We start from the raw sequence: 25,545 nt of genomic DNA, 5'->3' as shown, positions 1-25,545 counted from the left end.
GCACTGAGTGAGCATAGTAACCGCGGGTGATCGCACAGAGGGCCGCACTTCTTTTGCACAAGGGGTTCCTACGCTCCCGTGGCACCGTCCACCGAGCGCAGGGAGTCGTCCGTGACACTGATCGTCGCCGCCGCATCGCCGTTCCACGGCCATGTCCAGCCGGTCCTCACCGTGGCCTCGGACCTGGTGCGGCGCGGGCACGAGGTCGTCGTGCTGACCGGGAGCCGGTTCGCCGAGGACGTACGGGCCGCCGGGGCCCTCCATGTGTCGTTGCCGCCCGCCGCGGACTTCGACGACCGGCAGCTGGATCTGTACTTCCCCGACCGTGCCGCGTTCCCGCCGGGTCCGGCGCAGCTGGAGTACGACCTGAAGCATGTCTTCGGCGATCCGACCGCCGCCCAGTACCGCGCCCTGCGGACCCTGCTGGCCCGTCGGTTCCCGGCGTCCGTGGTCCTCAGCGATCCGCTGTTCCTGGGGGCGACGGCCCTCAGCCTGTCCGCCCCGCCCGGCCGCCGGCCGCTCACCATCGGCCTGGGCATCACCATGCCGACCCTGCTCAGCGAGGACGCGCCACCCCTCGGGCTCGCGATGCCGCCGCTGGCCGGGGAGGGCGCGAAGAAGCGGCACCGGGAGATGAACGACCAGGTCAGGGAGGTCTTTTCGGGCGCCCAGCGGCATATCGAGGAGAACTTCGGGGAGAGCGGCACCGAGCTGCCCGGGTTCATCTTCGACTGCCTGGTCACCGCGCCGGACCACTATCTCCAGCTGACCGTCCCCGAGTTCGAGTATCCGCGCGAGAACCTGCCGGCGTCGTTCCGGTTCGTCGGTCCGCTGCCCGCCGCGCCGCGTCCCCCGCGGCCGCTTCCGGATTGGTGGGCGGAGGTGGAGGACACGGAGCGGCCGGTCGTCGTGGTCACCCAGGGGACGTTCGCCAACCGTGATCTCGGCAGGCTCGTACGGCCGGCCCTCGACGCCCTGGCCGACGAGGACGTCCTCGTGGTGGCGGCGACGGGGCGTGCGGACGGCCCGGCGGCGATCCAGGCCGCCGGGCCGGTACCGGCGAACGCGCGGATCAGCGGATACGTGCCTTTCGACGCCCTTCTTCCGCACGCGTCCGTGCTGGTCACCAACGGCGGGTACGGCGGTGTGCACGAGGCGCTGCGGCACGGCGTACCGCTCGTGGTGGGCGGCGACGGGGAGGACAAGCCGGAGGTGGCGGCCCGCGTCAAGTGGAGCGGGGCCGGGGTCGATCTGTGCACCGGGGATCCCTCGCCGCGGGAGGTCCGCGACGCCGTGCTGACCGTGCTCGCCGAGCCCGGGTACCGCGAGCGTGCGCGGGAGCTGCGGGCCGCGTTCGAGCGCCATGACGCGCTGGAGGCCGTCGCGGAGGTGGTCGCGACGGCCCCGTAGTCGCCCCCAGCTCTGCCCTCAGCTCTACTCTCGGCGTGCCACGCCTGAAATGTCCGCCCCTGTGAGTGCCGCCCCGCCGCTGCCTAGCATCGGAGTCCGGCAGGGGAGGACAGGGCGATGACATCGATGCCATTGCGGTTCGCGGTGCTCGGGGAGATACGGGTCTGGCGGGACGGGACCGAGGTGGACCCGGGGCCGCCGCTGCGCCGTACCCTGCTCGCCCTGCTGCTGGCCCGGGCGGGCTCCCCGGTCGCGTTGCCGGACATCGTCGACGCGCTGTGGGCGGACCGGCCGCCCGCGCACGCGGTGAACATGGTGCACCGCCACGTCGGCGAGCTGCGGCGGCTACTGGAGCCGGGGCTGCCGCAGCGGGCCGAGGGCGGTCTACTGCTGCGCGGCGGTGGCGGCTACCGGCTCCTGGCCCCGCCCGACTCCGTGGACCTGCTGCTGTTCCGCCGGCTCGTGGCGAGGGCCAGGGAGCACGGCGAGGTGGGGCAGGTCGTCGGGGCGTACGCCGAAGCGCTCGCCCTGCGGCGCGGCCGGGCCGCCGGATGCCCTGCCCGGGCACCCGCACATCCCGTCTTCACGGAGCTGGACCGGGAGTACGACGCCGTGGTGCGCGAGGCGGCCGAGGTGGCGCTGCGCGGCGGCCTCGCGGACCATGTCCTGCCCGCCCTGGCCGAGAGCGCGGCCCGGCACCCGCTCGACGAGGGGCTCCAGGCCCTGCTCGTCCGCGCGCTCACGGCAACCGGCCGGCGGGCCGAGGCGCTGGACGTGTTCCGTGCGACGGCCGGCCGGCTCGCGGACGAGCTGGGCGTCGATCCCGGCCCCGAGCTGAGCGCCGCGCGGGCACAGGCGCGGGCGGACGCGGACCCCGGGCCCGAGGGCTCTTCGTGGGGCGGCGCACCGGCCGGGCCGGAACCGCCGGCCGCTCACGCCGACACCGGGGACCGTCCGTCCGCTCACCCCGACACCGCGGACCATTCCTCCGTACGCCCCGACGCCCCGGACCGTCCCTCCGTACGCCCCGACACCTCAGACCATGCGTCCGGTCACCTCGACGACGCCCCGGCCCACCCCGCCGTCACCCCCGCCCAACTCCCGCCCTCCCTCCCGGTCTTCGTCGGGCGGGCCCCGGAGCTGAACCGTCTGCGTGCCCTGCTCGACGATGCCGCGACGGAGGGTGGTGGAGCCGCGTCCACCGTCGTGATCAGCACCATCATCGGCCCGGCCGGCATCGGGAAGACCGCGCTCGCCGTGCGTCTGGCGCACGAGGCGGCCGACCGTTTCCCGGACGGGCAGTTGTATGTGGACCTGCGGGGGTTCGACCCGGGCGCCCTGCCCACCCGACCGGAGGACGCCGTACGGGGATTCCTGGCCGCCCTCGGCGTACCGGCCGCCCGCGTGCCCGAGGGGCTCGACGCCCAGGCCGCCCTGTTCCGGAGTCTGGCGGCGGGGCGCAGACTGCTCGTCCTGCTCGACAACGCGCGGGACGCCGCCCAGGTCCGGCCGCTGCTGCCCGGCACGCCCGGCTGTCTGGTGCTCGTCACCAGCCGCAGCCGGCTCGGCGGGCTGGTCTCCGCCGACGGCGCCCACCCGGTCACCCTGGGCACGCTCGCGCCGGACGAGGCCCGCGAGGCCCTGGCGCTGCGGATCGGGGCCGCCCGGGTGGCCGCCGAACCCCGCGCCACGGAGGAGATCGTCCGGCTCTGCGCGCGGCTGCCCCTCGCCCTGGCCGTGGTGGCCGCCCGTGCCGCCGACCGGCCGACGTTCCCGCTGGAGACGCTCGCCGAACAACTGCGGGCCGCGCAGGGCGGGTTGGAGGCGTTCCGCGGCGACGACCCCGCGATCGACGTACGGGCGGTGTTCTCCTGGTCGTACGACGCGCTCGGCCCCTCCGCGGCCCGTATGTTCCGGCTGCTCGCCCTGCATCCCGGGCCGGAGCTGACCGTCCACGCAGGCGCCGCGCTCGCGGGTGAGCCGGTCCCCAGGGCCCGGGCGCTGCTGAGGGAGCTGGCCGACGCGCATCTCGTCGCCGAGCGCACGCCCGGCCGCTACGCGTGTCACGACCTGCTGCGCACCTACGCGGGCGAACTGGTGCGCGCCACCGAGAGCGAGGACGCGCGCCGGGCGAGCCTGCGCCGGCTGCTCGACCACTTCCTGCACACCGCCCATGCCGCCGCGCTGCTGTTCGACCCGCCGATCCTGGTGATCGACCCCGTGGCGCCCGCCGAGCCGCCCCCGCGGCCGCAGCCGCTCGCCGACGAGAAGGCGGCCCTGGCCTGGTTCAGCACCGAACGGGCGGTGCTCCGCGGCGCCCTCGGACAGGCCGCTGATCTCCGACTCGACGCTCATGTCTGGCAGTTGGCCTGGTGTCTGGAGCGCTTCCACGAGCGCTACGGCCACTGGCCGGAGTATCTCGCCCTGCAACGCACCGCCTTGGCGGCCGCCCGGCGCCTGGCCGACCCCGGCGCACTCGCCGAGGCCCACCGCGGGCTGGGCCGGGCCTGCATGCTGCTGCGCCGCCACGCCGAGGCCGAGGAGCACTTCCGGGCGGCCGGGGAGCTGTTCGGCGACGACAGCCCTGGACAAGCCCTGATCCTGCTCTGCCGCTGGGAGTTGATGACCCGTCAGGAGCGCCACCGGGAAGCCCTGCCCCTGCTCGGTCCCGCGCTGCCGCTGTACCGGCTGGCCGGCAACCGGCGCGGGGAGGCTCATGTGCTCGTCGCGACGGCCTGGGGGCAGGCCTGCCTGGGCGAGGCACGCGCCGCGCTCGCGCACGCGCACCGGGCGCTCGCTCTCTTCCAGGAGCTCGGGATCCCGCTCGCCGAGGGCTACACCTGGGACGCCCTCGGCCACATCCATCGTCAACTCGGCCGTCCCGAGCGGTCGGTGAACTGCTGCCGACGTGCCCTCGCCCTGTTCCGGGAGGCCGGCGACCTGTTCAACGAGGCCTGCGTGCTCGACCGGCTCGGCGACGCCCTGCACTCGGCCGGCGATTCCGACGAGGCGCTCCACGCCTGGCGGAGCGCGCGGGACGCCCTCCACGACTTCGACCCGGTGTGGGCGGCCGAGGCGCAACGGAAGATCGACCGCCATGGGGCACGGCCCCCGGTCACAAGCCAGGCACACTTCGTCCACTGCCCCGCGCCTACGCTCCCGGCACCACCAACACCTTTCCACGGGGAGCGAGTTAAGTGACGTACACGATGATCAACGGCAACCGGCTGTTCCACACCGACGAGGGGCCGGGCGGTGACCGGGCCGGGGAGACGCTGCTGCTGGTGCACGGCGGGGGCTGCGACTCGCACGACTGGTCGGCGCAGATAGGGGCGTTCGCGGCGCGGCACCGGGTGATCGCCCCGGACCTGCGCGGCCACGGCCGCTCCACCGGGCTGACCGGCGGTATGCGCCCCCGCGAGCTGGCCGCCGACCTCGCGGAGCTGCTCGACGGCATCGACGCCGGTCCGGTGGTCGTCATAGGCCACTCGATGGGTGCCGTGGTCGCCTCCGTCCTGGCCGTCGAACACCCGTCACTGGTACGGGCCGTCGTCGCGGTCGACCCCGGCTACGGCTTCGAGGCGGAGTTCGCGCCGCAGCTCGCCGCCGCCTTCCGCGTGCCCGACCCGGTGGGTACCGCCGTCGCGGTCCTGGGCGGGCTGGAGAACCCCGCCACGGCCGGTCCGGAAGCGGAGGCGCTGCGGGTGTGGCACCGGCGCCGGGTCCTCGCCATGGACCCGATGACCGTACGGGACGTCTTCCACGGCCTGTTCGACGAGGCGGGCGTCCCGCTGACCGTGCGGCCCGGCGTCGAGACCTATCTGTCGCGCCGCGACTGCCCGGTGCTGTCGCTGTCGGCGGCCGCCTCGCTCAAGGCCAAGGGGATCGGCGGGGAGTGGGAGGAGTCCCTGAGCCGGCACCCCTACAGCGCTTCGGCGGTCCTCGAAGGGGTCGGGCACTGGCTGTTCCAGGAGCGTCCGGCCGAGTTCAACGCGCTGGTCCTGGGCTGGATCGAAGGGCTGCCGGCCGTGTGACCGCGGGCGGGGCACGGGGGCGGATCACACGGGGCGAGGGAACACGGGGACTACGAGGGTGACGATGCGGTTCGAGGTCCTGGGACCGGTACGGGTCTGGCGCGACGGCCGGGAGGTGGGGCTCGGCGCGGCCCAGCAACGCCTGCTGCTGGCCCAGTTGATGGCCCACGCGGGACTGCCCGTGGCCATGGAGGAGTTGCAGCACGCCCTGTGGGGCGAGTCGCCGCCGGGCTCGCCCGCCAACGCGGTCTACCGGCACATCGGGGTGCTGCGCCGACTGCTGGAACCCGAGCTGCCGGTCCGTTCCCCGGGCCGGTGGCTGGTACGGGACGCGGGCGGGTACCGGCTGCACGCGACGCCCGAGACGCTGGACCTGCTGCGCTTCCGGGAGCTGGTGCGGCGGGCGCGGCAGGGCGGGACCCGGGGCACGGAGGCGGCCGTGCCGCTTCTGCTGGAGGCGCTGGATCTGCGCACCGGGCCGGTCGCCACCGGCGTCCCCGTGGAGGCGCGCTCCCACCCCGCGTTCAACGCCCTGGAGCGCGAACACCTGGCGGTGGTGAAGGAGACGGCCGACGTGGCCCTGGCCACGGGTCAGGCCGGGCGGCTGCTCGCCGTGCTGCACCGCGCCGCGGCCGAGCACCCGCTCGACGAACCGCTCCAGGCCCGTCTGGTGCGGTCGCTCGCGGCCACCGGGCAGCGGGCGGCGGCGCTCGACACCTGGCAGGCCGTACGAGCCCGGCTCACCGCCGAACTGGGGGTCGAGCCGGGCTCCGAACTGCGGGCCGCGCAGCAGGAGGTGCTGCGCGAGGACGACGCCCGTACGCGGCCGTCCGAGCCGGGCCGGGGCACCGGGAACGTACCGGACCGGGGCGCCCGGAACGGGCCGGTACGGCTGACCGTGGTTCCGGACACCCCGGCCGCCACCCCTCCTCCGGCGGCTTCCCCGCCTGCCGCCGCGCCCTTCGTCCGTCCCGCCCAACTGCCCGCCGACCTGGCCACGTTCGCGGGCCGGCGGTCCGAACTCGCGCACGTGGCGGAGCTGTCGGCGAAGGACGCCCCGGGCACCCGGATCGCCGTGATCAGCGGGATGGGCGGCATCGGCAAGACCACACTGGCCGTGCGCTGGGCACACCGGGCCGCCCACCGCTTCCCCGACGGGCAGCTGTACTTCAACCTGCGCGGCTTCGACCCGGGCGGGAAACCGGCGGATCCGGAACAGGTGCTGCGCGGGTTCCTGGAGGCCCTCGGCGTGCCCCCGCAGCGCACACCGGCCGGGACCGACGCCCAGGCGGGGCTCTACCGCAGTCTCCTGGCCCGGCGCCGGGTGCTGATCCTGCTCGACAACGCGCGGGACGCCGAACAGGTGCGCCCACTGCTGCCGGGCAGCCCCGGCTGCCTCGTGCTCGTCACCAGCCGCGACCGCCTCCTCGGTCTGGTCACGGCGGAGGCGGCCCGCCCCCTGGCACTGGACCGGCTGTCCGCCGCCGAGGCCCGCGAGTCGCTGACCCGCCGCCTCGGCGCCGACCGTGTCCTGGCCGACCCGAAGGCCGTCGACGAGATCGTCACCCGGTGTGCGGGACTCCCCCTGGCGCTGGCCGTCGTCGCCACCCGGGCCGCCGCCCACCCGCACTTCCCGCTGGCCGCGATCGCGGACGAACTGCGGGCGCACCACGGCAGCCTCGACGCGTTCACGGACGCGGACCCGGCCGGGGACGTACGGGCGGTGCTCTCCTGGTCCTACCGGGCGCTGAGCCCCGGCGCGGCACGCCTGCTGCGGCTGCTGTCCCTGCACCCCGGCCCCGACGTCACGCTCCCGGCCGCGGCGGCCGTCGCGGGCGGCGACCCGACGGCGGTCCGCCGGCTCCTGGCCGAGCTCACCCGTACCCATCTGCTCACCGAGCACGCACCCGGCCGGTACGCCTGCCACGACCTGCTGCGCAGGTACGCGGCGGAACTCGAGGCGGAGCACGAGGACGCGGACGAGCGGGAGGCCTCCGTACGGCGTCTCCTCGACCACTATCTGCACACCGCGCACGCCGCCGGCCGGGTCTACTCGCCTTTCTGGCGGCTCGGCCCGCTGCCCGCCGCCGCACCCGGGGCGGGTCCCGAGTCCTTCCCCGACGACGCGCGGGCACTGCGCTGGTACACGGCCGAGGCGCAGGTGCTCTCCGCCGTCGCCGAGCGGGCGGTCGCGCGCGGGGACCACGCCCATGTCTGGGGCCTGGCCTGGGCGTTGGAGCGGTTCATGGACCGGCAGGGCCACTGGCACGACTCCGCCGCCCTCCAGCGGCTCGGCCTCGACGCGGCCGTCCGGGACGGCCACCGTACGGCCGAGGCCCATCTGCACCGCGGCCTGGCCCGCGCCTCCGCCCGCCTGGAGCGGTACGACGACGCGCGCACCCACATCCGGCAGTCCCTGGACCTGTTCGCCGAACTCGGCGACCGGCTCGGCCTCGCCCACGCCCATCGCAGTCACGGCTGGCTCCTCGACCGCCTCGGCGAGCACGGCGGGGCGCTCGACGCGGCGGGCCGGGCACTCGCCCTCTACCGGGACCTCGGGGACCGAGTCGCGGAGACCAGCGCCCTGCACGCGCTGGGCTGGACCCACGTCCTGCGGGGCGAACACCGCAGGGCCGCCGCCTACTTCGAGGAGGCGCTCGGCGGCCTCGCCGGACTCGACGGCATCCGGTACGCCGAGGCCGGGACCTGGGACAGCCTCGGTGTGGTCCGCCATCACCTCGGCGAGCACCGGCGTGCCGTCGCCGCGTACCAGTGCGCGCTACGGCTCTACCGCGAGGTCGGCGACCTGTTCAGCGAGGCCGGGACCCTCCGTCACCTCGGCGACACCTACCTCGCCACCGGCGACCCCGGCGCGGCCCGCACGGTCTGGGAACGCGCGGTGCGGCTCCTGGCCCGGACCGACCCGACCGCGGCCGAGGAACTCCGCACCCGCCTGCTGGCCCTCGGGCACGAGGTGCCCGCACCGCGGATCGCCCTCGTCCCGGCGTCCCCGCGTCCCCCGACGACCTGACAGGGACGGGCCCTACTCCCCCCTGCGGGTCCACGCGCCGTACTGGAGGGGCCCCTGGATCTGGCTGCCCTGTTCCCGTACGGCCTTCTCCAGCTGGTCCGGCAAGGTGTCGTCGGCGGTGAGGCCCGCGGGCAGGGACAGCCCGGTGCGCTCCAGCATCGGGGCGAGACTGCGGACGGAGTCGGCGATCCACCGGACCACCGGTGAGGACGCGTCCGTTCCGACGGGGGTCAGGCATTCGACCGCGGGGCCGGGCAGTCCGGCGTCCAGGAAGGTCCGGGTGAGACGGCGGCCGAAGTCCGGCGGGGTGCCGCCGCGCCGGTACGCCTCGGCGAGGAGGCGGTAGCTCTCGTCCCAGACCGGGCTGGGCGGCCAGCTGGAGAACTCGTTGGTGAGGTCGATCTCGTGGAACACCATGACTCCGCCCGGCCGCAGGAAACGGGCGAAGCGGCGGAGCGTGGCGGCCGGGTCGGGCTGGTACAGCAGGACGAACCGGCCGATCACGGCGTCGAAGTGTTCGTCGGTGTCGAAGTCGTCGAGGGCGGCGAGTTCGAAGGCGACGCTGTCGCCGAATCCCTCGCGCTCGGCCCGGAGTCGGGCCTTGCCGGTGACGACCGGATCCCGGTCGATGCCGACGACCCGGCCCCGCGGTCCCACGATGCCGGCGGCCAGCATCGACACATCGCCCATGCCCGACCCGAGGTCCAGCACGGACATCCCGGGCCGGAGGCCCCCGGCCCGGAGGAAGTGCTCGGTCCACGGGCGCAGGATCCGCGCCTGGAGCATGAGCCGCCGGTGCTCGGTCTCCGAGCTCCCGAGTATGTACGCGTCCTGTTCCGTCATGGTGCCGTCCTCCCGCTGGATCCGCTGCCTGTCGTTGGCGACGGGCGGAATCTACGGAGCGCTTGTGCAGGTGAAGTGGGTGCGCTCTGAACGGCGGCGGGAACGGGGGTCGCCCGCCCCCGGGCCGGAGTTCAGCTCATGAACCGGCCAACGGGTTCGGCAGGGGCAGGTAGCGCGCGTCCGCGCCGTCGGCGCCGGCCCAGCGCAGCAGGAGGTTCGTCTTGCCCGGGAGGGTGGGCGAGGCGAGCAGGGCCGGGATCTCCGGGAGGCCGTGGCGGGCCAGTTCCCGGCGGGCGGCGGGCCAGGGGTCCAGGCCGGGGTGGCGTTCGGCGAGGGCGCCGGCGACCTCGCACAGGTGGTTCACGACGAGCGTGTACACCAGGCGCTCCCACCCGGCCGCCCGGTCCACGTCCGACAGCAGCTTCACGCCCTCGGCGTCCCGGAACAGCGCCTGCACGGGCATGCCGTCGGTGTCGACGGCGACCAGGGTGTTCTGAAGGTGCGCTTCGAGTACGACGCCGTGGTCCGCGAAGGCCGCGAGGGCGGGCGGGACGACCGCGCGCAGATACGCCTCCCACCAGCCCGCACCGCCGGACGGGCAGCCCTCGAAGCCCTCCACCAGGCCCGCCGCGAGCAGCGGAGTGGCACCGGGAAGAACGTGGTCGCGGAAGCCGTCGCGGACCAGGACCGCCAGTTCCTCGAAGGCGAAGTCGGCGGTGCGGTAGCCCCGGTCGGACAGCCAGGCCGCCGGGCTCCCGGCGAACGCCCGGGTCGCCGCCGTGTCGGTCCTGCGGAGTTTCTCCAGGTCGTGGCGCCACAGGCGGCGGATGTCGTTGGTGATACGCACGTCCAGGCTGAACTTGAGGAAGAGGTCGTGCTCGGGGGCGTAGAGCGTGCGGATCGCGGCCGTGGGCCAGGTGTCGAAGCCGGTCGTGCCGAGGCGGATCAGACGGCCGTCGGCGAAGGCGTCCGTGAGGTCGAGCAGCGCGAGCTGCCAGGGGTGGGCGGGCAGCAGGCGGTAGCCGGGCGGAGCCTCGCTCAGGGCGTCCAGGGCCGAGGTGTCGCCCTCCTCCACCACCGCGTCCTCGCGCACCCCGAGCAGGGTCAGCGGGAAGCGGGCGTGCGCCTCGGGCGCGTACGGCAGCCAGCCGGCGACGGGACCGCCGCCGCGTGCCTTGGGGGCCGGGTGGTGCGGGTGGCCGGTGATCAGGGACTGCTCGGAGAGCAGATACGGGTCTGTCGGCGCCGTCGCACGCGCGCGTGCCGTCAGGATCGCGGCCACGGCGTCGCGGCTGTCGATCATCTCGGCGGGCAGTTCGTGGTTGGACAGGCCGGTGTGGAGGGCCAGTTCCTCGGCGACCAGCTTGACGAGTTCGGTGTGGTCGACGCGGCGCCAGTGGCCGTCGGTGTTCACCTCGGGTTCGCCCGGCCGCCGCTCGCCGCGCACCCGCAGCAGCCGACCGCTCGGCAGCCTGAAAGCGTGCTGCTCGCCGGCGCCCGGGAGCGGCTCGGCGACCTCCCGCAGCAGGCAGTTGAGCAGCGGCGCGGCAGCATAGGTGTCGGCGGCGGCCGGGGAGATGAGGTCCACGCGTTTCACTCGTTCTCTACGTGCGGGCGGAGACGATCAGTATCTCTGTCGTCGGCCCCCGCCGTGTCCCCTATGCGTACCCGAGGAGCCCACCCGTGCACCGTTCTCCGACCGCCGAGGCCGAGGTCGCCCAGGAGTTGGCCGAAGTGCGCCCCGACCTGGTGTCGCGGTACACGGCCGAGCTGCCGGGCGCCCGGGCCGCCGTGCTGACCCGGCTGTGGCGGGCGCTGGCGTTCGAGCCGCTGCCCTGGATCACCGGCCGCGTCCCCGGCGGCGAGGGCCTCACCCTGCGCCTTCGGGGCGGGCGGCGCCTCGACGGCCCGGCGGCCGACCCGTACGCGACCGCCGCGTACGTCACCGCCGTACGGCTCGACGGCACGGCGTACGACGATCCCGCTCGGCTCATGACGGGCCTCGGCGTGCCGCACGGCGACGGCCTGGCGGCCGAACTCGGGCACAGCGTGGCCTCGTTGGCGCTGTCGCGGGCCGGGCAGCCGGCGAACCCCTCGAAAGAGTGGCCCCTGACCGAGTGGCCCGTGGCCGACTGGGAGTGGGAGCAGCGGGTCGTGGACGGGCATCCGTTCCACCCCAACTGCCGTTCCCGGCCCGGCTTCTCGGTGGCGGAGCAGTTGGCGTACGGGCCGGAGCACCGGCCGCTGGTCGGGCTGCGGTCGGTCCCTGTTCCGGCGGACGAGTGCCTGGTGTCGGGGGTCTGGCCGGACGGGATGCGGGACGGGGGACGGCTGTTGATCCCGGTGCATCCCTGGCAGGCGGCCCATGTGCTGAAGCGGGCGGGCGAGGAGGGTCCGGGCGCGCATCCGCTGATGTCCCTGCGCACGCTGGCCCTGACCGGTGAAGGCCCGCATGTGAAGACGGCGTTGAGCACGCGGCTGACGTCGTCGGTGCGGGACATCTCGGTGTACTCGATCGGCTTGTCGGCCACCTTGTCGTCCTTCGCGGAGTCGCTGGCGGCGCGTACGGACGGTCTCCTGCACTTCACACGCACCCTGGGCGCGGCGACCGCCGGCTCTCCCGACCTGGCCGCCGTGGTGCGCGAGTCGCCGCAGCAGTACGCCGGAAGCGGGGAGCGGGTCGTGCCGGTGGCCGCGCTCGCCGGCACCGAACTGCCCACGCGCGCGGCGTGGCTCGCGGACTTCACGCGGCTGGCCCTCACCGTCGGGCTGCGGCTGCTGGACCTGGGGGTGGCCCTGGAGGCACACGGCCAGAACCTCCTCGTCGTGCTGTCCGAGACGGGCGCCCCGCTGCGGCTCGTCTACCGCGACCTCGCCGACATCCGCGTCAGCCCGGCCCGGCTGGCCCGGCACGGCGTCCCCGTACCGGAGTTGAGCGGGCGGGTCGTCACCGACGACGAAACCGCCCTGCGGCGCAAGCTGTTCGGGGCGCTGGTGGCGGGGACCCTGGCGGGTACGGCGGGTTCGGGGGCGGCGCTGGGGGCGGCGCTGGAGACCGTCGTACGGGATCTTCCGCGGACGCCGGATCTGGTGGCGCTGAGCGGAACCCCGGTGCCCGCGAAGGCGTTGACGCTGATGAGGCTGTCGCCGGGGACGCCGGGGGACCAGTGGGCGGAGCTGCCGAACCCGCTGCCGTGACGGGCCGTTTTGGAGCGCGGCGCTCCTGATCAATAGGATCCGCCGATGATCACACGTAAACGGCTGGCAGCGGGAGTGTGCGCCCTGCTCGCCGCCCTCACGGCCGGGATCGCCCTCCCGGCCGGGGCGGCCGCCGGCGAACCCACGGGCGAGACCGCGCCCCAGGTCGACCTCGTCCTCGACGTGAGCGGCTCCATGCGGACGGCGGACATCGACGGCGGCACCCGGATGGCCGCGGCGAAGCAGGCGTTCAACGAGGTGCTGGACGCGACGCCCGAGGAGGTCCAGCTCGGCATCCGGACCCTCGGCGCCAACTACCCGGGCGACAACCAGAAGACGGGCTGCAAGGACACCGCGCAGCTCTATCCGGTCAGCACGCTGGACCGCACCGAGGCGAAGACGGCGGTGGCGACCCTCTCCCCCACCGGCTGGACCCCGATCGGCCCCGCGCTGCTGAAGGCCGCCGACGACTTCACCGAGGGCTCCGGCTCCAAGCGGATCGTCCTGATCAGCGACGGCGAGGACACCTGCGCCCCGCTCGACCCGTGCGAGGTGGCCCGCGAGATCGCCGCCAAGGGCATCGGCCTGACTATCGACACGCTCGGCCTGGTCCCCAACACCAAGATGCGGCAGCAGCTGAGCTGCATCGCGGAGGCGACCGGCGGCACGTACACCTCGGTGGAGCACACCGAGGAACTCACCGACAAGGTCAACCAGTTGGTGGACCGTGCGGCCGACCCGGTGGTGACGCCGGTGGCCACCGAGGGCGCCGCGCAGTGCGCGAAGGCGCCGACGCTCAAGAGCGGTCTCTACACGGACCGCGAGGAGTTCGGGCAGGAGCGCTGGTACCGGGTCGAGGTCCTCGACGGCCAGGAGCTGCGCGCCTCGGTGAGCGTGGCGGCCGACCGGGCCGTCAGCCCCGACTACGGGACGCTGCTGCGGGCCGTCACCGTGCACGGCCGTGAGATCGTACGCGGCGAGGCCGCCGGCAACGGGCGTACGGACGTCATCTCCACCGGCCTTCGCTACCCCAAGCCCGAGCGGGACGACAACGACAGCGACAAGCCGGCCCCCGAGGTCGTGTGCCTCCAGCTGACCAACTCCTTCTCCCCCGCCTCCGGCGTGAAGACCACGCCGGGTCTGCCCGTCGAGCTGACCATCGACGTCGTGGACGCCCCGTCCTCGTCGAGCGACGTGGCCTCCTTCGGCCTCGGGCGCGGCTGGTGGCTGCTCGGTCTGCTGGTGCTGGTCGGGTTCCTCGCCGGCCTCGTGTGGGGCTGGGTCTCTCGCTGGCGGGTCGCGGTCTGGAGGACCAACTGATGCGGATCACACGCGTGTTGAGCGCGGCCTTCCTGACCCTGGGACTCGCCGTCTCTCCTGCGGCGGCGGACTCCTCGCCGTCCCCCTCGGCCTCGGCCGACGGTGACGCGCCCACCTCGGCCGGTACGTCGTTCCGTACGGCGACCGAGATCGAGCAGGGCCGGCAGGCCACAGCGACCGGCTCCACGGGCGACTACCTGTACTGGTCGTTCCCGGCGGACGCGGGCCAACGCCCCACCGTCACAGCGACGTTGAAGCTGCCGGAGACCCACTCCGCGCAGACCTGGCAGGTCGACGTCTACGACGGACTGCGCCGCCGCCAGGCCTGCCAGTACGGCGCCCAGACCCGCACCGCGGCCGCGGACACCACGTCCGTGGAGCTGGCGTGCGTGCTGCGCACGGTCCGCGGCTGGTCGGAGCCGTGGGCCGACGACCCGCTGCCGGGCACGTACTACATCCGGCTGACGGCCGTCGATCTCGCCACGGCCGACCTCGGCCAGCCGGTCGACGCCTCGGTGGAGGTCGGCTCCAAGGACATCGGCGGCGCGGCGGCGGTGGACGGCTCGCTGTCCGAGCCGCTGGTGCCGGGGATCGCGGTCACGTCCGCCTCCGACTCCGACGACGAGTCCTCGGAGTCGTCCGCGGTGCTGTCCGCGATCGAGCCCGAGGACGGCTGGGCCTCCGGCTGGTGGTCCGACCGCTGGGTGTGGACCGGCGTGGGCGGTGTGCTGGCCGCGCTCGCGGGGGTCGGCGGATACGCCCTGACACGCGGGCCGGGACGGCCGCGGCGGGTGCCGCCGGGCGCCTGACATCGAGCGTGGAGGCCCGCTGCCGCTCAGCAGCGGGCCTTCACGGCTTTCGCCGCCATCCCGTCACCGCCCACCTCGATACGGCCGTCCCGCACCGCGTCCTCCAGGCTCAACTCCCCCCGGCTGATCGCCGCGCAGGTGACCGTGTCCAGCACGAGCCGCGCGTCGGGCTCCTCGGACGCGGGACCGTCACCGTAGACCGGCCCGTCCTCGGCACCCACATACAGGTGGAAGTCCCCTTCCTCCAGCCGCACTTCGACGAGGCCCTCCCCCACACCCATGCCCCGCAGGGCCCGCAGCATCGGCAGCGCGAACCAGTGCGCCCGTACGGCGTCGGTGGGCCGCAGCTCGCCGAGCTCCGCCTCGCCCCACGCGCCGAGGGCCTGGAGTACGGGCAGCAACTGCCGCCCGCGCCCGGTGAGTTCGTAGACGTACGCCACGCCCGGCGGCGGCAGCTTGCGCCGGGTCGCGAGCCCGTCCCGTTCCATGTCCTTCAGCCGCGAGGCGAGTACGTCCGTGCTGACGCCCGGCAGGTCCGCGTGCAGGTCGGTGTAGCGGCGCGGTCCGGCGAGCAGCTCGCGGACGATCAGCAGGGTCCAGCGGTCGCCGACGGTGTCGAGCGCGCGAGCGGCGGAACAGTACTGGTCGTAGCTTCGGCGAGGTGACATGCGACGCAGTCTAGACAAGTTGTTGGACTTTCCAAGCTCCTACTTGGTAAAACCAAGCAACACAAGAAACCGGAGAGGCAGCAGCGCATGGAGTTCCGGCAGTCCAGCAAGCTCAGCGAGGTCTGTTACGAGATCCGCGGACCGGTGATCGAGCACGCCAACGCGCTGGAGGAGGCGGGCCACAGCGTGCTGCGCCTCAACACCGGCAACCCGGCACTCTTCGGTTTCGAGGCGCCCGAGGAGATCGTCCAGGACATGATCCGGATGCTCCCGCAGGCGCACGGCTACACGGACTCCAAGGGCATCCTCTCCGCCCGCCGCGCCGTCGCCGGGCGCTACCAGACCCTGGGCCTTGAGGTCGGCGTCGACGACGTCTTCCTCGGCAACGGTGTCTCCGAGTTGATCTCGATGGCCGTACAGGCGTTGATCGAGGACGGCGACGAGGTCCTCATCCCCGCCCCCGACTTCCCGCTGTGGACGGCGGTGACAACTCTCGCGGGCGGCAAGGCCGTTCACTACCTCTGCGACGAACAGGCCGACTGGAACCCGGACCTGGCCGACATGGAGTCGAAGATCACGGACCGCACACGGGCCGTCGTGATCATCAACCCCAACAACCCCACCGGCGCGGTCTACCCGAAGGAGATCGTCGAGGGCATCCTCGACCTCGCCCGCAGGCACGGTCTGATGGTCTTCGCGGATGAGATCTACGACCAGATCCTGTACGACGACGCCGTCCACCACTCGGCCGCCGCGCTCGCCCCGGACCTGGTCGTCCTGACCTTCTGCGGCCTGTCGAAGACGTACCGCGTGGCGGGCTTCCGCTCGGGCTGGCTGGTCATCACGGGCCCGAAGCAGCACGCCAAGGACTACCTGGAGGGCCTGACCATGCTGGCCTCCATGCGGCTGTGCGCCAACGCGCCCGCGCAGTACGCCATCCAGGCCGCGCTCGGCGGCCGCCAGTCCATCCGCGAGCTGACCGTGCCGGGCGGGCGGCTGTACGAGCAGCGCGACGTGGCCTGGGAGAAGCTGAACGAGATCCCCGGGGTGTCGTGCGTGAAGCCGAAGGGCTCGCTGTACGCGTTCCCGCGTCTTGACCCCAAGGTGTACAAGATCCACGACGACGAGAAGTTCGTCCTGGACCTGCTGCTGCGGGAGAAGATCCAGGTCGTCCAGGGCACCGGTTTCAACTGGCCGACGCCGGACCACTTCCGGATCCTGACCCTCCCTCACGCCGATGACCTGGAGGCGGCGATCGGGCGGATCGGACGGTTCCTGAGCGGGTACCGGCAGTAGCCCGCCCCTGTTCGGGCACAGCCGCTGCGGGAGGCCGTCTGGCCGAGTCCGTCGTGCGGGTGGGCCTCGCCGCGTGACACCGTGCCGGGAGGCAGGCGTGGCAGGAGGACGGCGTGGGTGATCTGTTTCTCGTCCGGCACGGTGAGACCGAGTGGTCGCGGTCCGGGCGGCACACCGGGTGGACGGACGTACCGCTGACCGAGCACGGGCGGGCGGAGGCGCGGAGCCTCGTACCGCTGATCCGCTCGCACCGGATCGGGGCCGCCTTCGTCAGTCCCTCGCAGCGGGCCCGGGAGACGGCGGAGCTCATCGGGGTGACGGACGCCCGGGTCGACGTGGACCTGCGGGAGTGGGACTACGGCGGCTACGAGGGCATCACCACCGTCGAGATCCAGCGCACCCGGCCCGGCTGGTTCCTCTTCACGGACGGGGTCGCCCCCGGACCCCCTGACCACCCCGGGGAGACCCCGGACCAGGTCGGCGAGCGAGCCGACCGCGTGCTGGCCAAGGCGGACGCGGCCCTCGCCAACACCGAGGGCGTGGTGCTGCTGGTCGCCCACGGGCACTTCCTGCGCGTACTGACGGCTCGACGGCTCGGGCTTCCTGCGGCGCAGGGGGCGCTGTTCCAGCTGGCGACGGGGACACTGTGCCGGCTGGGGACGGAGCATGGGCGGCCGGTGGTGGCGGGGTGGAATGTGCGGCCGCCGGGGGCGTAGGGCGGGGCGCAGGGGCCCAGCGTGGGGCACGGCGCAGGTGGTGGTCGGGCCCCCGGGGGCACCCGGAGGCACCGGAGGCGCTCCTGGGCTCAGGGGTCGTTGTCAGTGGGCCGTCGTAGTCTTCGAGTGGGTTGATCGCGGCCGGGTGATCGCCCGTCGCGCAGGGCTGCCACAGGGGACGGTCGGCCCGGACACGGGGAGGAGCACGCCGTGACACGACCGCCGACCGCCGCGCAGCGGCGTGTGATCGATGCCGCCGATCCCGTGACGGGCCGGATCAGGGGTACGGAGGCGCAGCTTGCCGCGCTGGTCAGGCACGGGCTGGCGTTCCGGCATCCGAGGCCACCCCACGATCACTTCCTGACGCCTGCGGGGCATCGGATACGGGAGGCCGAACCGGAGGCGCCGCCGCCCGAGCCCTCGGCGCCCTCGGCCGCCGCCGGGGTGTTCGCCGCGCGCATCGGCGGGGAGGAGGATCCGCCGCCCGCAGGTCCGGCCCGGGTGCGGGAGGTGCACAGTGCCTGGCAGGGCCTGCTGGAGCTGCGGCGGATGACGAATCCGGACGGGGCCACGGACCGGCCCTGCGGCTGGGAGCGGGCGCATCTGGTGCAGGCCGCCGCGCTCGCCCTGGAGGCGGCCGGGCACCGTCCGGCGACCGGAGCGGACACCGAGGGGTACCGGGTGCGAGTGACCCCGCAGCCGGAGGCCGTCGCCGTGCGCGAACCGGACGCCGTCGCGCTGGGGGCCTGCGCGCGGACGCTGGAGGAGGCCGGGTGGCAGGTGGGCGAGTACACCGAGCCGCGGACCAGAGATCGCTATCTGCTGGCCTCGCCGCGCCGCGTGTAGGGCACACGTGTCAGGATCGGGTCCATCAACTGCCGTGGTACGAGAGAGGATTGACGTGACCGAGCAGTTTTCCGTGCCGGTGACCGTCCGCGGGTACGAGACGGACGTGCAGGGCCACCTCAACCAGAGCGTCTACATCAACTACGCGGAACACGCACGCTGGTCGATACTCAAGGCCGCCGGGATCACCCAGGCCGCCCTCATCGGCAGCGGGGTGGGACCGGTGGCCCTGGAGACGACCATCCGCTACCGACGGGAGCTGGTGGCGGGCGACGACGTCCAAGTGACGTGCGACTTCACCTGGGGCGAGGGCAAGACCTTCCGGATCGAGCAGACCATCCGCAAGACGGACGGCACGGTGGCGGCGGAGATCACGGCCGTCGGCGGCCTGCTGGACCTCAAGGAACGGCGGCTGGTGCCGGACCCGCGCAAGTACTTCAAGGAACTGGCCGCCGATCCGGGCCTGTTCGGACTGTAGAGTCCGGTTGCCGTTCGTCGTCGTAGACGGCCCTCGACTCGGCGATGTAGACCCTGTTGCGCTCGGCCCAGTCGGTCAGGCGTTGCAGGGTCTCGTGCAATTCCCGGGCCACCGGGGTGAGTTCGTACTCGACCTTGGGCGGGACCGTCGGATGGACGGTGCGGATGACGAGGCCGTCGCGCTCCAGGTTGCGCAGGGTCAGGGTCAGCATGCGGCGGCTGATGCCCTCGATGCTGCGCTCCAACTCGGTGAAGCGGATGGGTCCGTGGGCGGCGGCCACCAGGATCTGGACGCTCCATTTGCCGGAGACCCTGTCAAGAACCTCGCGGACGGGGCAGGCGTGCGCGTTCACTGCCTGGACGGTAACACCGGTGTTCCCCTGGGACATCGAACTGCCTCCTTACGACCGGCCTCCATGGTCACCCACGATGAACCCCGTTACAAGTCGTGCACCAAGGGAAGACCAGGGAAGACCGGAGGCAACGCCGCCATGACGGCCATCATCGAATCCCAGGACCGGACACCGCGCCGAACGCAACGAACGTACTCCCGCTGGGCGTCCCTCGTCGTCCTGTGCGCGGGGACGCTGATGACGATCCTCGACGGCAACATCGTCACGGTCGCCATGCCGGCCGTCCAGAGCGACCTCGGCTTCTCCGCCTCGGGCCTGGCCTGGGTCGTCAACGCCTACCTCATCGCCTTCGGCGGGCTGCTGCTGCTCGCCGGCCGGCTCGGTGATCTCGTGGGCCGCAAGCGGATGTTCACGGCGGGGCTCGCCGTGTTCACCGGGGCGTCCGTGCTGTGCGGGGTGGCGACCGGGCAGGGGGTGCTGATCGCGGCGCGTGCCCTCCAGGGCGTGGGCGGGGCGATGTCCTCGGCGGTGGTGCTGGGAATGCTGGTGCCGCTCTTCCCTGAACCTCGCGAACAGGCCCGTGCCATCGCGGTGTTCAGTGCGGTGGGCGCGGGGGGTGCTTCTCTCGGGACCTTTCTCGGCGGGGCGCTGACCGAGGCTCTGAACTGGCACTGGATCTTCCTCATCAACCTGCCCATCGGCATCGTCGCGTGGGTGGCGGCGGCGCGTGTCCTGACGCCGGACCGTGGCGAGGGGCTCGGCAAGGGGGCCGACTATCCGGGTGCCGCTCTGGTCACGGCCGCGCTGATGCTGACGGTCTACGTCATCGTCGGTGCCGGGGACCGTGAAGCGGCCGCAACGGTCCTGCTGGCCGCCCTCGCTGTGGTGCTCTTCGTGGCGTTCATCGTCCGTCAGGCGCGGATCGAACGCCCGTTGTTGCGGTTGCGGTTGTTCCGTTCCCGGATGCTGAGTGGTGCCAACGCCGTCCAGATCCTGATGATCGGCACGATGTACGGGTTTCAGTTCATCGCCGCGCTCTATCTCCAACGGGTTCTGGGGTACGGGGAGTTGCTTACCGGCACCGCGTTTCTTCCGGCGCCGGTTCTGATCGGGGCGCTGATGCTGGGGCTGTCGGCGCGGGCCATCGGGCGGTTCGGTGCGTACCGGGTGCTGCTGGGTGGGCTCGTGCTCATCGTCGTCGGCATGGGGCTGCTGAGCCGGGCGCCTGTCGACGGGGCGTACGTCACCGACGTACTGCCGTCGCTGCTTCTGTTGGGCGCCGGGTTCGCCGCGGCGATGCCCGCGTTGACGGGGCTGGCGATGGCGGGGGTGCGGGAGGAGGACGCGGGGGTGGCGTCGGGGTTGTTCAACACGACGCAGGTGGTGGGGGGTTCGTTGGGGCTGGCGGTGTTGTCGGTGTTGGCTGCGGGGCGGACTGAGGGGCTGGTCGACGGGGGTGCGGCGCGGCTGGTGGCGACGGCCGAGGGGTATCGACTGGCCTTTGGGGTGGGGACGGGGATTGCGGTGGTGGCGTTGGGGGTGGCTGCGGGTCTGCTGCGGCCGGGGCGGAAGTAGGTAGTGGGGATCTGCGGGCAGGTGGGGGTTGGTCGCGCAGTTCCCCGCGCCCCTGAAGGGGCGCGGCAGCGCGCCCGGAATGCATCAGCAAGGCGACTCCGCGCGGCGACAGGTTCCCCCGCACCCGCCGCCACGCCGTCCCCTCACTCCGCTCCGAACTCCCGCCTGTGGTCCTCCACCCACTCCCCGTACGTCCGCGGCCGTCGCCCCAGCACCTCCCGCACATCGTCCGTGACCACCGCGTTCCCTCCCCCGCGCACGAACGCCGTCCCTGCCAGAACGCCCGCCGCCTGTGCCTCGTTGAAGCCCCATACCGTGAGCAGATGCTCTCGGGTCTCCTCCGGTGTGAGGTCGCGTGTGGTCACCGGGCGGCCGAGGGCCGAGGCCAGTGCGGCGGCCTGGTCGTGGACGCTGATCGGTTCCGGGCCCGTCAAGGTGTAGGTGCGTCCTCCGTGGCCGCCGTCGGTGAGGATGCGGGCCGCAACCTCGGAGACGTCCCTCGGGTCGATCACCCCGGACAGGCCGTCGCCGGTCATGTTGGGCACCGGGTCGCCCTGGCCGATGGCCGCCGTCCAGCTGAGCGTGTTGGAGGCGAAGGACGAGGGGCGGAGGATGGTCCACTCGGTGCCGCTGTCCCGTACCGCCGCCTCGCCGGGTACGTGCCACTCGCCGGACGGGCCGACGTCGGGGTTTCCCGTCCCGATCGCGGAGAGCTTCACCAGGCGGGGGACGCCGGCCGCGGTGGCCGCCGCCACCAGGGCCTGGTCGTGGCCGGAGTCCGGACCGGGGGCGCCCAGCAGGAACGCGGCCGTCACCCCGGTCATCGCGGCCTCCAGGGAGCCGGGGTCGAGGTAGTCCCCGCGTGCCACCTCGACCCCGGTCGGCGTCTGGGCCTTCGCCGGGTCGCGGGTCAGGGCGCGGGTCTTCTCGCCGCGTGCGGCGAGCTGTCGTACGAGTTCACTGCCGATGGTGCCCGTGGCACCGGTGATGAGGATCATGGCTTCCACGGTGGGCCCGTCGGTGGCCCGGTCTCTTGGAAATTCCGGCACAGCTCTACCGGCTGCGCGGCGTGCGGCTCGTCTACCGTGGAGGGGTGACGAACTCCCGTGCCGAGCAGGCTCTTTCGCTGCCCGAGGCCCTGCGTCCCTGGGTCGCCGGGATCAGTACCGTGGCCGCGGTCGGGCCGCCGGAGGAGGCGTTCGTGCATCTGCCGGACGTCGGTACGAAGGTCGTGGTGCGGGTGGGGGTGGGCGGGCACCGCGATGTTCTCGCCGTGGGGCCCCGGGTGCGGGCCTCGTACCACGACGGGAAGGCGCTCGCCTCTTGTGTGGAGGTGCGGCTCACGCCCGGAACGGCCCAGCCGTTGCTGGGAGTTCCGGCCGTCTCGCTGGTCGGGAAGGTCGTGCCGTTGGGTGAACTGCCTGGTGACATGGCTCGCCGACTCAATCGCGAGCTGCGGTGGTTGGAGCCCGAGGAGACCGTGGGCCATCTCGCGGACGTGCTGCCCGAGCGGCTCACCGAGACGTCCGGCCGCGCCGAGCTGGTGCGGGCCGGGGTCGACGCCATGTCGGTGCGGATCGGGCGCACGCCCGGGCAGGTCGGTCAGGTGGCTCGCGAACTGGCCGTCAGCGAGCGCCAGTTGCGCAACCTCTTCGCGGAGGGCGTCGGGCTCTCCCCCAAGCACTACGCCCGGATCAACCGCGTCCACGCGGTCCTCACCCACGCCACGACCGCGCCCTGGGCCGAACTCGCCGCCGCCACCGGCTACTACGACCAGTCGCACATGACGTCCGACTTCCGCGCCCTGATGGGCGTCCCGCCCCGCTCCTACTTCACCGGCCGACTGCCCGCCGCCACGCCCTGCCAGGCGGGTCCCCGCGCCTGAATTCGGATGCGGCGGGCGGCTCCGGCCTGCGATGCTCCGGGCCATGTCCGCACGACGACGCGTCAAGCCAAGCCTCTACATCTCCGTCGACATCGAGGCCGACGGGCCCATCCCCGGCCCCTACTCCATGATCAGCCTGGGTGCCGCGGTCGCCGGGGTGCAGGACGCCGACGGGTTCACCCCGGCCGATCCCGAGGAGCGGACCTTCTACCGTGAACTCCGGCCGATCAGCCAGGAGTTCGTGCCAGAGGCGCTGGCGGTGAGCGGGCTCGACCGGGGGCGGCTGTGGACGGAGGGCGCCGAACCCGGCGTGGCGATGGCGGAGTTCAGCGCGTGGGTGCGGGAGGTGAGCGCGGGTGCGCAGGCCGTGATGTGCGGGTACCCGGCGTCGTACGACTGGACGTTTCTGTACTGGTACCTGATCCGCTTCACCGGGGCGAGTCCCTTCGGGCACTCGGGGTGTCTCGACATGAAGACGCTGTACGCCACGAAGGCGCGGCTTCCGTTGCGGGCGGTGGCGAAGGGCACGATGCCGCGCGAGTTGCTGTCCACACGCCGGCACACGCATCACGCCCTCGACGACGCCATCGAGCAGGCCGAACTGTTCGCGAACCTCATGGCATGGCCCGGACAGCAACTCACAGAGACTTGCTAAGGGCACCCCACGGCATTCCCAAGTTGGCGCGCGACTCTCGACTGCCGCTCACAGCGCCTGCCTTGGAGAAGACGTGCCCTTCCTGTCCGGAAAAGCCGCCCGCCGTACCGTGCTCGCCGCCCTCGGGACGGCCGTGTTGAGCACCCAGTGGCCCTCCGCCGAGGCCGCGGACTCGACCGGGCTCGACGATCCGGACAAGAAGGACATCGCCATGCGGCTGGTGTCCAGTGCGGAGAACTCCTCCCTGGACTGGAAGGCGCAGTACAAGTACATCGAGGACATCGGGGACGGGCGCGGGTACACGGCCGGGATCATCGGCTTCTGCTCGGGTACGAGCGACATGCTGGCGCTGGTCGAGCTGTACACGGAGCGGGACGCCGACAATCCGCTCACCGGCTATCTGCCCGCCCTGCGCGCGGTCGACGGGAGCGACTCGCACGAAGGGCTGGATCCCGGATTTCCGTCCGCTTGGCGGAAGGCCGCCAAGACGAGTGCCTTCCGCAAGACCCAGCGTGACGAGCGGGACCGGGTCTACTTCGATCCGGCCGTCGCGCGCGCCAAGAAGGACGGTCTCGGCACGCTCGGCCAGTTCATCTACTACGACGCGATGGTCATGCACGGCCCCGGCACGGACGCCGTGAGCTTCGGCGGTATCCGCAAGCGGGCCCTCGGCAACGCCGACACCCCTGCCGGCGGAGGCGACGAGACGACGTATCTGCACGCCTTCCTCGACGCGCGCGTGTGGGCGATGAAGCAGGAGGTCGCCCACAGTGATGTGAGCCGGGTCGAGACCGCCCAGAGGGTGTTTCTGAAGAAGGGCAATCTCGACCTGGACACGCCGCTCAAGTGGAAGGTGTACGGGGACAGTTACACCATCGGTTAGTGCGCCGCCGCGATCTCCTCGCCCGCCTCCATCGGGTGCGTCACGTCCTGCGCGTCGCGCTGTTCGCCCAGGTGGTTGAAGACGAGGTTGAGGAGCACCGCGGCGAGGCAGCCCGTCGAGATCCCCGAGTCGAGCACGATCCTCGCCGTCTCGGGGAAGGCGTGGTAGAACTCCGGCGCCGTGATCGGGATGATGCCGACGGCCAGCGAGACGGCGACGATCAGGACGTTGTTGTCCTTGTCCAGACCGGCCCTGACGAGGGTTTGGATGCCGCTCGCCGCGACCGAGCCGAACAGCACCACGCCCGCGCCCCCGAGCACCGGGCGCGGTACGACGGCGATCAGCGAGGCGGCCATCGGGCACAGGCCCATCAGGACGAGGAAGGCGCCGCCGGTCGCCACGACGTACCGGCTGCGGATCCTCGTCATCGCGACCAGGCCGATGTTCTGTGCGAAGGCGCTGCACATGAAGCCGTTGAAGAGCGGGCTGATCGCGGAGCCGAGGGTGTCGGCGCGCAGGCCGGCGGCGATGGTCTTCTCGTCGGCCGGGCGGTCCACGATCTCGCCCAACGCCAGCATGTCCGCGGTCGATTCGGTCATCGAGACCACCATCACGACGATCATCGAGACGATCGCGGCGACCTGGAACTGCGGGGCGCCGAAGTGGAACGGCGTCGGGAAGCCGACGACGTCCGCTTCCGCGACCGGCCCGAAGTCCGTGACGCCGAAGGGGATCGCGACCAGCGTGCCGATGACGAGGCCGAGCAGCACGGCGATCTGCTTGACGAAGCCGCGGGTGAAGCGGCGCAGCAGGAGCACGATCACGAGCGTCGCGCCTGCCAGGCCGAGGTAGGTGGTCGAACCGTAGTCGTCCGCCGCGGGGTTGGGGCCCTGGGCCCAGCCGAAGGCGACCGGCAGCAGGGACACGCCTATGAGCGTGATCACCGTTCCCGTGACGACCGGCGGGAAGAAGCGGACCGCCTTGCTGAAGAAGGGGGCGGCCAGGAAGCCGAGGACTCCGGCGACGATGACCGCGCCGAAGATGATCGGCAGGGCGTCGGACTTGTCGTCGGTGGAAGCGACGATCGCGGTCATCGGGGCGACACCGGCGAAGGTGACGCCGTTGACGAAGGGCAGGCGGGCGCCGATCTTCCAGATGCCGAGCGTCTGGAGGAAGGTGGCGAGGCCGGCCGTGAACAGGCAGGCGCCGGTGAGGAAGGTGAGTTCGGTGCCGGTCAGGCCGATGGCCGCTCCGACGATCAGGGGCGGGGCGACGACTCCCGCGTACATGGCGGCCACATGCTGGAGGCCGGTCGTCGCCATTTTCAGGGCGGGGAGTTTTTCGTCGACGGGGTGGGCGGTCACGGCGGTTCCTCCGGGTCAGCTAACACGTCGGCTCTGACGTGGGTTTCTTGGAGGTGGTGCACGGTCGTGCGGGACCGAGGGGGGACGGGTGCATGGGGTATGCGGTGTGACCGTTCCGGGGCGCACACGTGTGGCGTGCGCCCCGGACACGGCCGCCATGAACCCCGTTCGGGTTCACGGCC

21 protein-coding genes are annotated in these 25,545 nt (G+C 72.8%); 15 read left to right on the top strand and 6 right to left on the bottom strand.

The window, feature by feature from the left end:
- Positions 1-111: 111 nt before the first annotated feature.
- From ABZ928_RS02905 to ABZ928_RS02890, 4 genes are all read left to right on the top strand, one after another.
- The gene (locus ABZ928_RS02905) at positions 112-1,410 is read left to right on the top strand and encodes a glycosyltransferase (protein ID WP_361514678.1); all 1,299 of its coding nucleotides are present in this window, start codon (positions 112-114) and stop codon (positions 1,408-1,410) included.
- 117 nt (positions 1,411-1,527) lie between these two features.
- Positions 1,528-4,611 (top strand): BTAD domain-containing putative transcriptional regulator, encoded by a 3,084-nt coding sequence (locus ABZ928_RS02900; RefSeq protein ID WP_361514677.1) that lies wholly within the window; start codon positions 1,528-1,530, stop codon positions 4,609-4,611.
- Positions 4,608-5,444 carry an alpha/beta hydrolase gene (locus ABZ928_RS02895; protein WP_361514676.1) on the top strand — a complete coding sequence of 279 codons (837 nt, stop codon included), beginning with the start codon at positions 4,608-4,610 and terminating at the stop codon, positions 5,442-5,444. The genes ABZ928_RS02900 and ABZ928_RS02895 overlap by 4 nt, the downstream gene beginning before the upstream one ends.
- 64 nt (positions 5,445-5,508) lie before the next feature.
- Positions 5,509-8,475, top strand: a complete 2,967-nt coding sequence (locus ABZ928_RS02890) for a BTAD domain-containing putative transcriptional regulator (RefSeq protein ID WP_361514675.1) — start codon at positions 5,509-5,511, stop codon at positions 8,473-8,475.
- A gap of 12 nt (positions 8,476-8,487) precedes the next feature.
- On the opposite strand, the gene ABZ928_RS02885 is transcribed toward ABZ928_RS02890, so the two are convergent.
- Positions 8,488-9,318 carry a class I SAM-dependent methyltransferase gene (locus ABZ928_RS02885; RefSeq protein WP_361514674.1) on the bottom strand — a complete coding sequence of 277 codons (831 nt, stop codon included), beginning with the start codon at positions 9,316-9,318 and terminating at the stop codon, positions 8,488-8,490.
- 136 nt (positions 9,319-9,454) lie between these two features.
- Complete coding sequence (locus ABZ928_RS02880; RefSeq protein WP_361514673.1) at positions 9,455-10,906, bottom strand: IucA/IucC family protein; 1,452 nt, start codon at positions 10,904-10,906, stop codon at positions 9,455-9,457.
- A gap of 95 nt (positions 10,907-11,001) precedes the next feature.
- On the opposite strand from ABZ928_RS02880, the gene ABZ928_RS02875 reads away from it, so the two are divergent.
- From ABZ928_RS02875 to ABZ928_RS02865, 3 genes are read left to right on the top strand one after another with little or no spacing between them, the layout of a single operon-like run.
- Positions 11,002-12,516, top strand: a complete 1,515-nt coding sequence (locus tag ABZ928_RS02875) for an IucA/IucC family protein (protein WP_361514672.1) — start codon at positions 11,002-11,004, stop codon at positions 12,514-12,516.
- Positions 12,517-12,561: 45 nt separating this feature from the next.
- Complete coding sequence (locus ABZ928_RS02870; RefSeq protein ID WP_361514671.1) at positions 12,562-13,836, top strand: VWA domain-containing protein; 1,275 nt, start codon at positions 12,562-12,564, stop codon at positions 13,834-13,836.
- Positions 13,836-14,645 (top strand): hypothetical protein, encoded by an 810-nt coding sequence (locus ABZ928_RS02865; protein ID WP_361514670.1) that lies wholly within the window; start codon positions 13,836-13,838, stop codon positions 14,643-14,645. Before ABZ928_RS02870 ends, ABZ928_RS02865 begins: the two co-directional genes overlap by 1 nt.
- 26 nt (positions 14,646-14,671) lie before the next feature.
- On the opposite strand, the gene ABZ928_RS02860 is transcribed toward ABZ928_RS02865, so the two are convergent.
- The gene (locus tag ABZ928_RS02860; protein WP_361514669.1) at positions 14,672-15,313 is read right to left on the bottom strand and encodes a helix-turn-helix domain-containing protein; all 642 of its coding nucleotides are present in this window, start codon (positions 15,311-15,313) and stop codon (positions 14,672-14,674) included.
- Positions 15,314-15,400: 87 nt separating this feature from the next.
- Here ABZ928_RS02860 and ABZ928_RS02855 point away from each other — a divergent pair, with 87 nt between their 5' ends.
- The 4 genes from ABZ928_RS02855 (at position 15,401) to ABZ928_RS02840 (ending at position 18,649) form a co-directional block, all read left to right on the top strand.
- On the top strand, positions 15,401-16,609 hold the full coding sequence (locus ABZ928_RS02855) for a pyridoxal phosphate-dependent aminotransferase (protein WP_361514668.1): 1,209 nt from the start codon (positions 15,401-15,403) through the stop codon (positions 16,607-16,609).
- Positions 16,610-16,722: 113 nt separating this feature from the next.
- A complete protein-coding gene (locus ABZ928_RS02850) occupies positions 16,723-17,325 on the top strand; it encodes a histidine phosphatase family protein (protein WP_361514667.1) in 603 nt (200 codons plus the stop codon).
- Positions 17,326-17,535: 210 nt separating this feature from the next.
- A complete protein-coding gene (locus tag ABZ928_RS02845) occupies positions 17,536-18,171 on the top strand; it encodes a hypothetical protein (RefSeq protein WP_361514666.1) in 636 nt (211 codons plus the stop codon).
- Positions 18,172-18,226: 55 nt separating this feature from the next.
- On the top strand, positions 18,227-18,649 hold the full coding sequence (locus tag ABZ928_RS02840) for an acyl-CoA thioesterase (protein ID WP_361514665.1): 423 nt from the start codon (positions 18,227-18,229) through the stop codon (positions 18,647-18,649).
- Here the strand turns inward: ABZ928_RS02840 and ABZ928_RS02835 are convergent.
- Positions 18,609-19,037, bottom strand: a complete 429-nt coding sequence (locus ABZ928_RS02835) for a helix-turn-helix domain-containing protein (RefSeq protein WP_361514664.1) — start codon at positions 19,035-19,037, stop codon at positions 18,609-18,611. The two genes, ABZ928_RS02840 and ABZ928_RS02835, sit on opposite strands and share 41 nt — an antisense overlap.
- 102 nt (positions 19,038-19,139) lie before the next feature.
- Between ABZ928_RS02835 and ABZ928_RS02830 the strand changes: the two genes are divergently transcribed.
- Positions 19,140-20,576, top strand: coding sequence for an MFS transporter (locus ABZ928_RS02830; RefSeq protein WP_361514663.1), 1,437 nt, complete (start codon positions 19,140-19,142; stop codon positions 20,574-20,576).
- Between the two features lie 143 nt (positions 20,577-20,719).
- On the opposite strand, the gene ABZ928_RS02825 is transcribed toward ABZ928_RS02830, so the two are convergent.
- Positions 20,720-21,583, bottom strand: a complete 864-nt coding sequence (locus ABZ928_RS02825; protein WP_361514662.1) for an NAD(P)H-binding protein — start codon at positions 21,581-21,583, stop codon at positions 20,720-20,722.
- Between the two features lie 86 nt (positions 21,584-21,669).
- Between ABZ928_RS02825 and ABZ928_RS02820 the strand changes: the two genes are divergently transcribed.
- From ABZ928_RS02820 to ABZ928_RS02810, 3 genes are all read left to right on the top strand, one after another.
- Positions 21,670-22,461 carry a helix-turn-helix domain-containing protein gene (locus tag ABZ928_RS02820; protein ID WP_361514661.1) on the top strand — a complete coding sequence of 264 codons (792 nt, stop codon included), beginning with the start codon at positions 21,670-21,672 and terminating at the stop codon, positions 22,459-22,461.
- Positions 22,462-22,504: 43 nt separating this feature from the next.
- Positions 22,505-23,116 (top strand): 3'-5' exoribonuclease, encoded by a 612-nt coding sequence (locus ABZ928_RS02815; RefSeq protein WP_361514660.1) that lies wholly within the window; start codon positions 22,505-22,507, stop codon positions 23,114-23,116.
- Between the two features lie 73 nt (positions 23,117-23,189).
- Positions 23,190-23,999 (top strand): chitosanase, encoded by an 810-nt coding sequence (locus ABZ928_RS02810; RefSeq protein WP_361514659.1) that lies wholly within the window; start codon positions 23,190-23,192, stop codon positions 23,997-23,999.
- On the opposite strand, the gene ABZ928_RS02805 is transcribed toward ABZ928_RS02810, so the two are convergent.
- Positions 23,996-25,363, bottom strand: coding sequence for a nucleobase:cation symporter-2 family protein (locus ABZ928_RS02805; RefSeq protein WP_361514658.1), 1,368 nt, complete (start codon positions 25,361-25,363; stop codon positions 23,996-23,998). The two genes, ABZ928_RS02810 and ABZ928_RS02805, sit on opposite strands and share 4 nt — an antisense overlap.
- Positions 25,364-25,545 lie beyond the last annotated feature (182 nt).

It is taken from the genome of Streptomyces sp. NPDC046909 (assembly GCF_040644695.1).
GTDB lineage: Bacteria > Actinomycetota > Actinomycetes > Streptomycetales > Streptomycetaceae > Streptomyces.
The sequence above is the reverse complement of the archived record's forward strand: the minus strand, read 5'-3'. Positions and strand labels throughout refer to the sequence as shown.

Bases quoted from the DNA above. Each gene is read 5' to 3' on its own strand.
- ABZ928_RS02900 (WP_361514677.1), top strand. From the start codon at position 1,528: ATGACATCGATGCCATTGCGGTTCGCGGTGCTCGGGGAGATACGGGTC.
- ABZ928_RS02890 (WP_361514675.1), top strand. From the start codon at position 5,509: ATGCGGTTCGAGGTCCTGGGACCGGTACGGGTCTGGCGCGACGGCCGG.
- ABZ928_RS02885 (WP_361514674.1), bottom strand. From the start codon at position 9,318: ATGACGGAACAGGACGCGTACATACTCGGGAGCTCGGAGACCGAGCAC.
- ABZ928_RS02870 (WP_361514671.1), top strand. From the start codon at position 12,562: ATGATCACACGTAAACGGCTGGCAGCGGGAGTGTGCGCCCTGCTCGCC.
- ABZ928_RS02865 (WP_361514670.1), top strand. From the start codon at position 13,836: ATGCGGATCACACGCGTGTTGAGCGCGGCCTTCCTGACCCTGGGACTC.
- ABZ928_RS02860 (WP_361514669.1), bottom strand. From the start codon at position 15,313: ATGTCACCTCGCCGAAGCTACGACCAGTACTGTTCCGCCGCTCGCGCG.
- ABZ928_RS02855 (WP_361514668.1), top strand. From the start codon at position 15,401: ATGGAGTTCCGGCAGTCCAGCAAGCTCAGCGAGGTCTGTTACGAGATC.
- ABZ928_RS02835 (WP_361514664.1), bottom strand. From the start codon at position 19,037: ATGTCCCAGGGGAACACCGGTGTTACCGTCCAGGCAGTGAACGCGCAC.
- ABZ928_RS02830 (WP_361514663.1), top strand. From the start codon at position 19,140: ATGACGGCCATCATCGAATCCCAGGACCGGACACCGCGCCGAACGCAA.
- ABZ928_RS02815 (WP_361514660.1), top strand. From the start codon at position 22,505: ATGTCCGCACGACGACGCGTCAAGCCAAGCCTCTACATCTCCGTCGAC.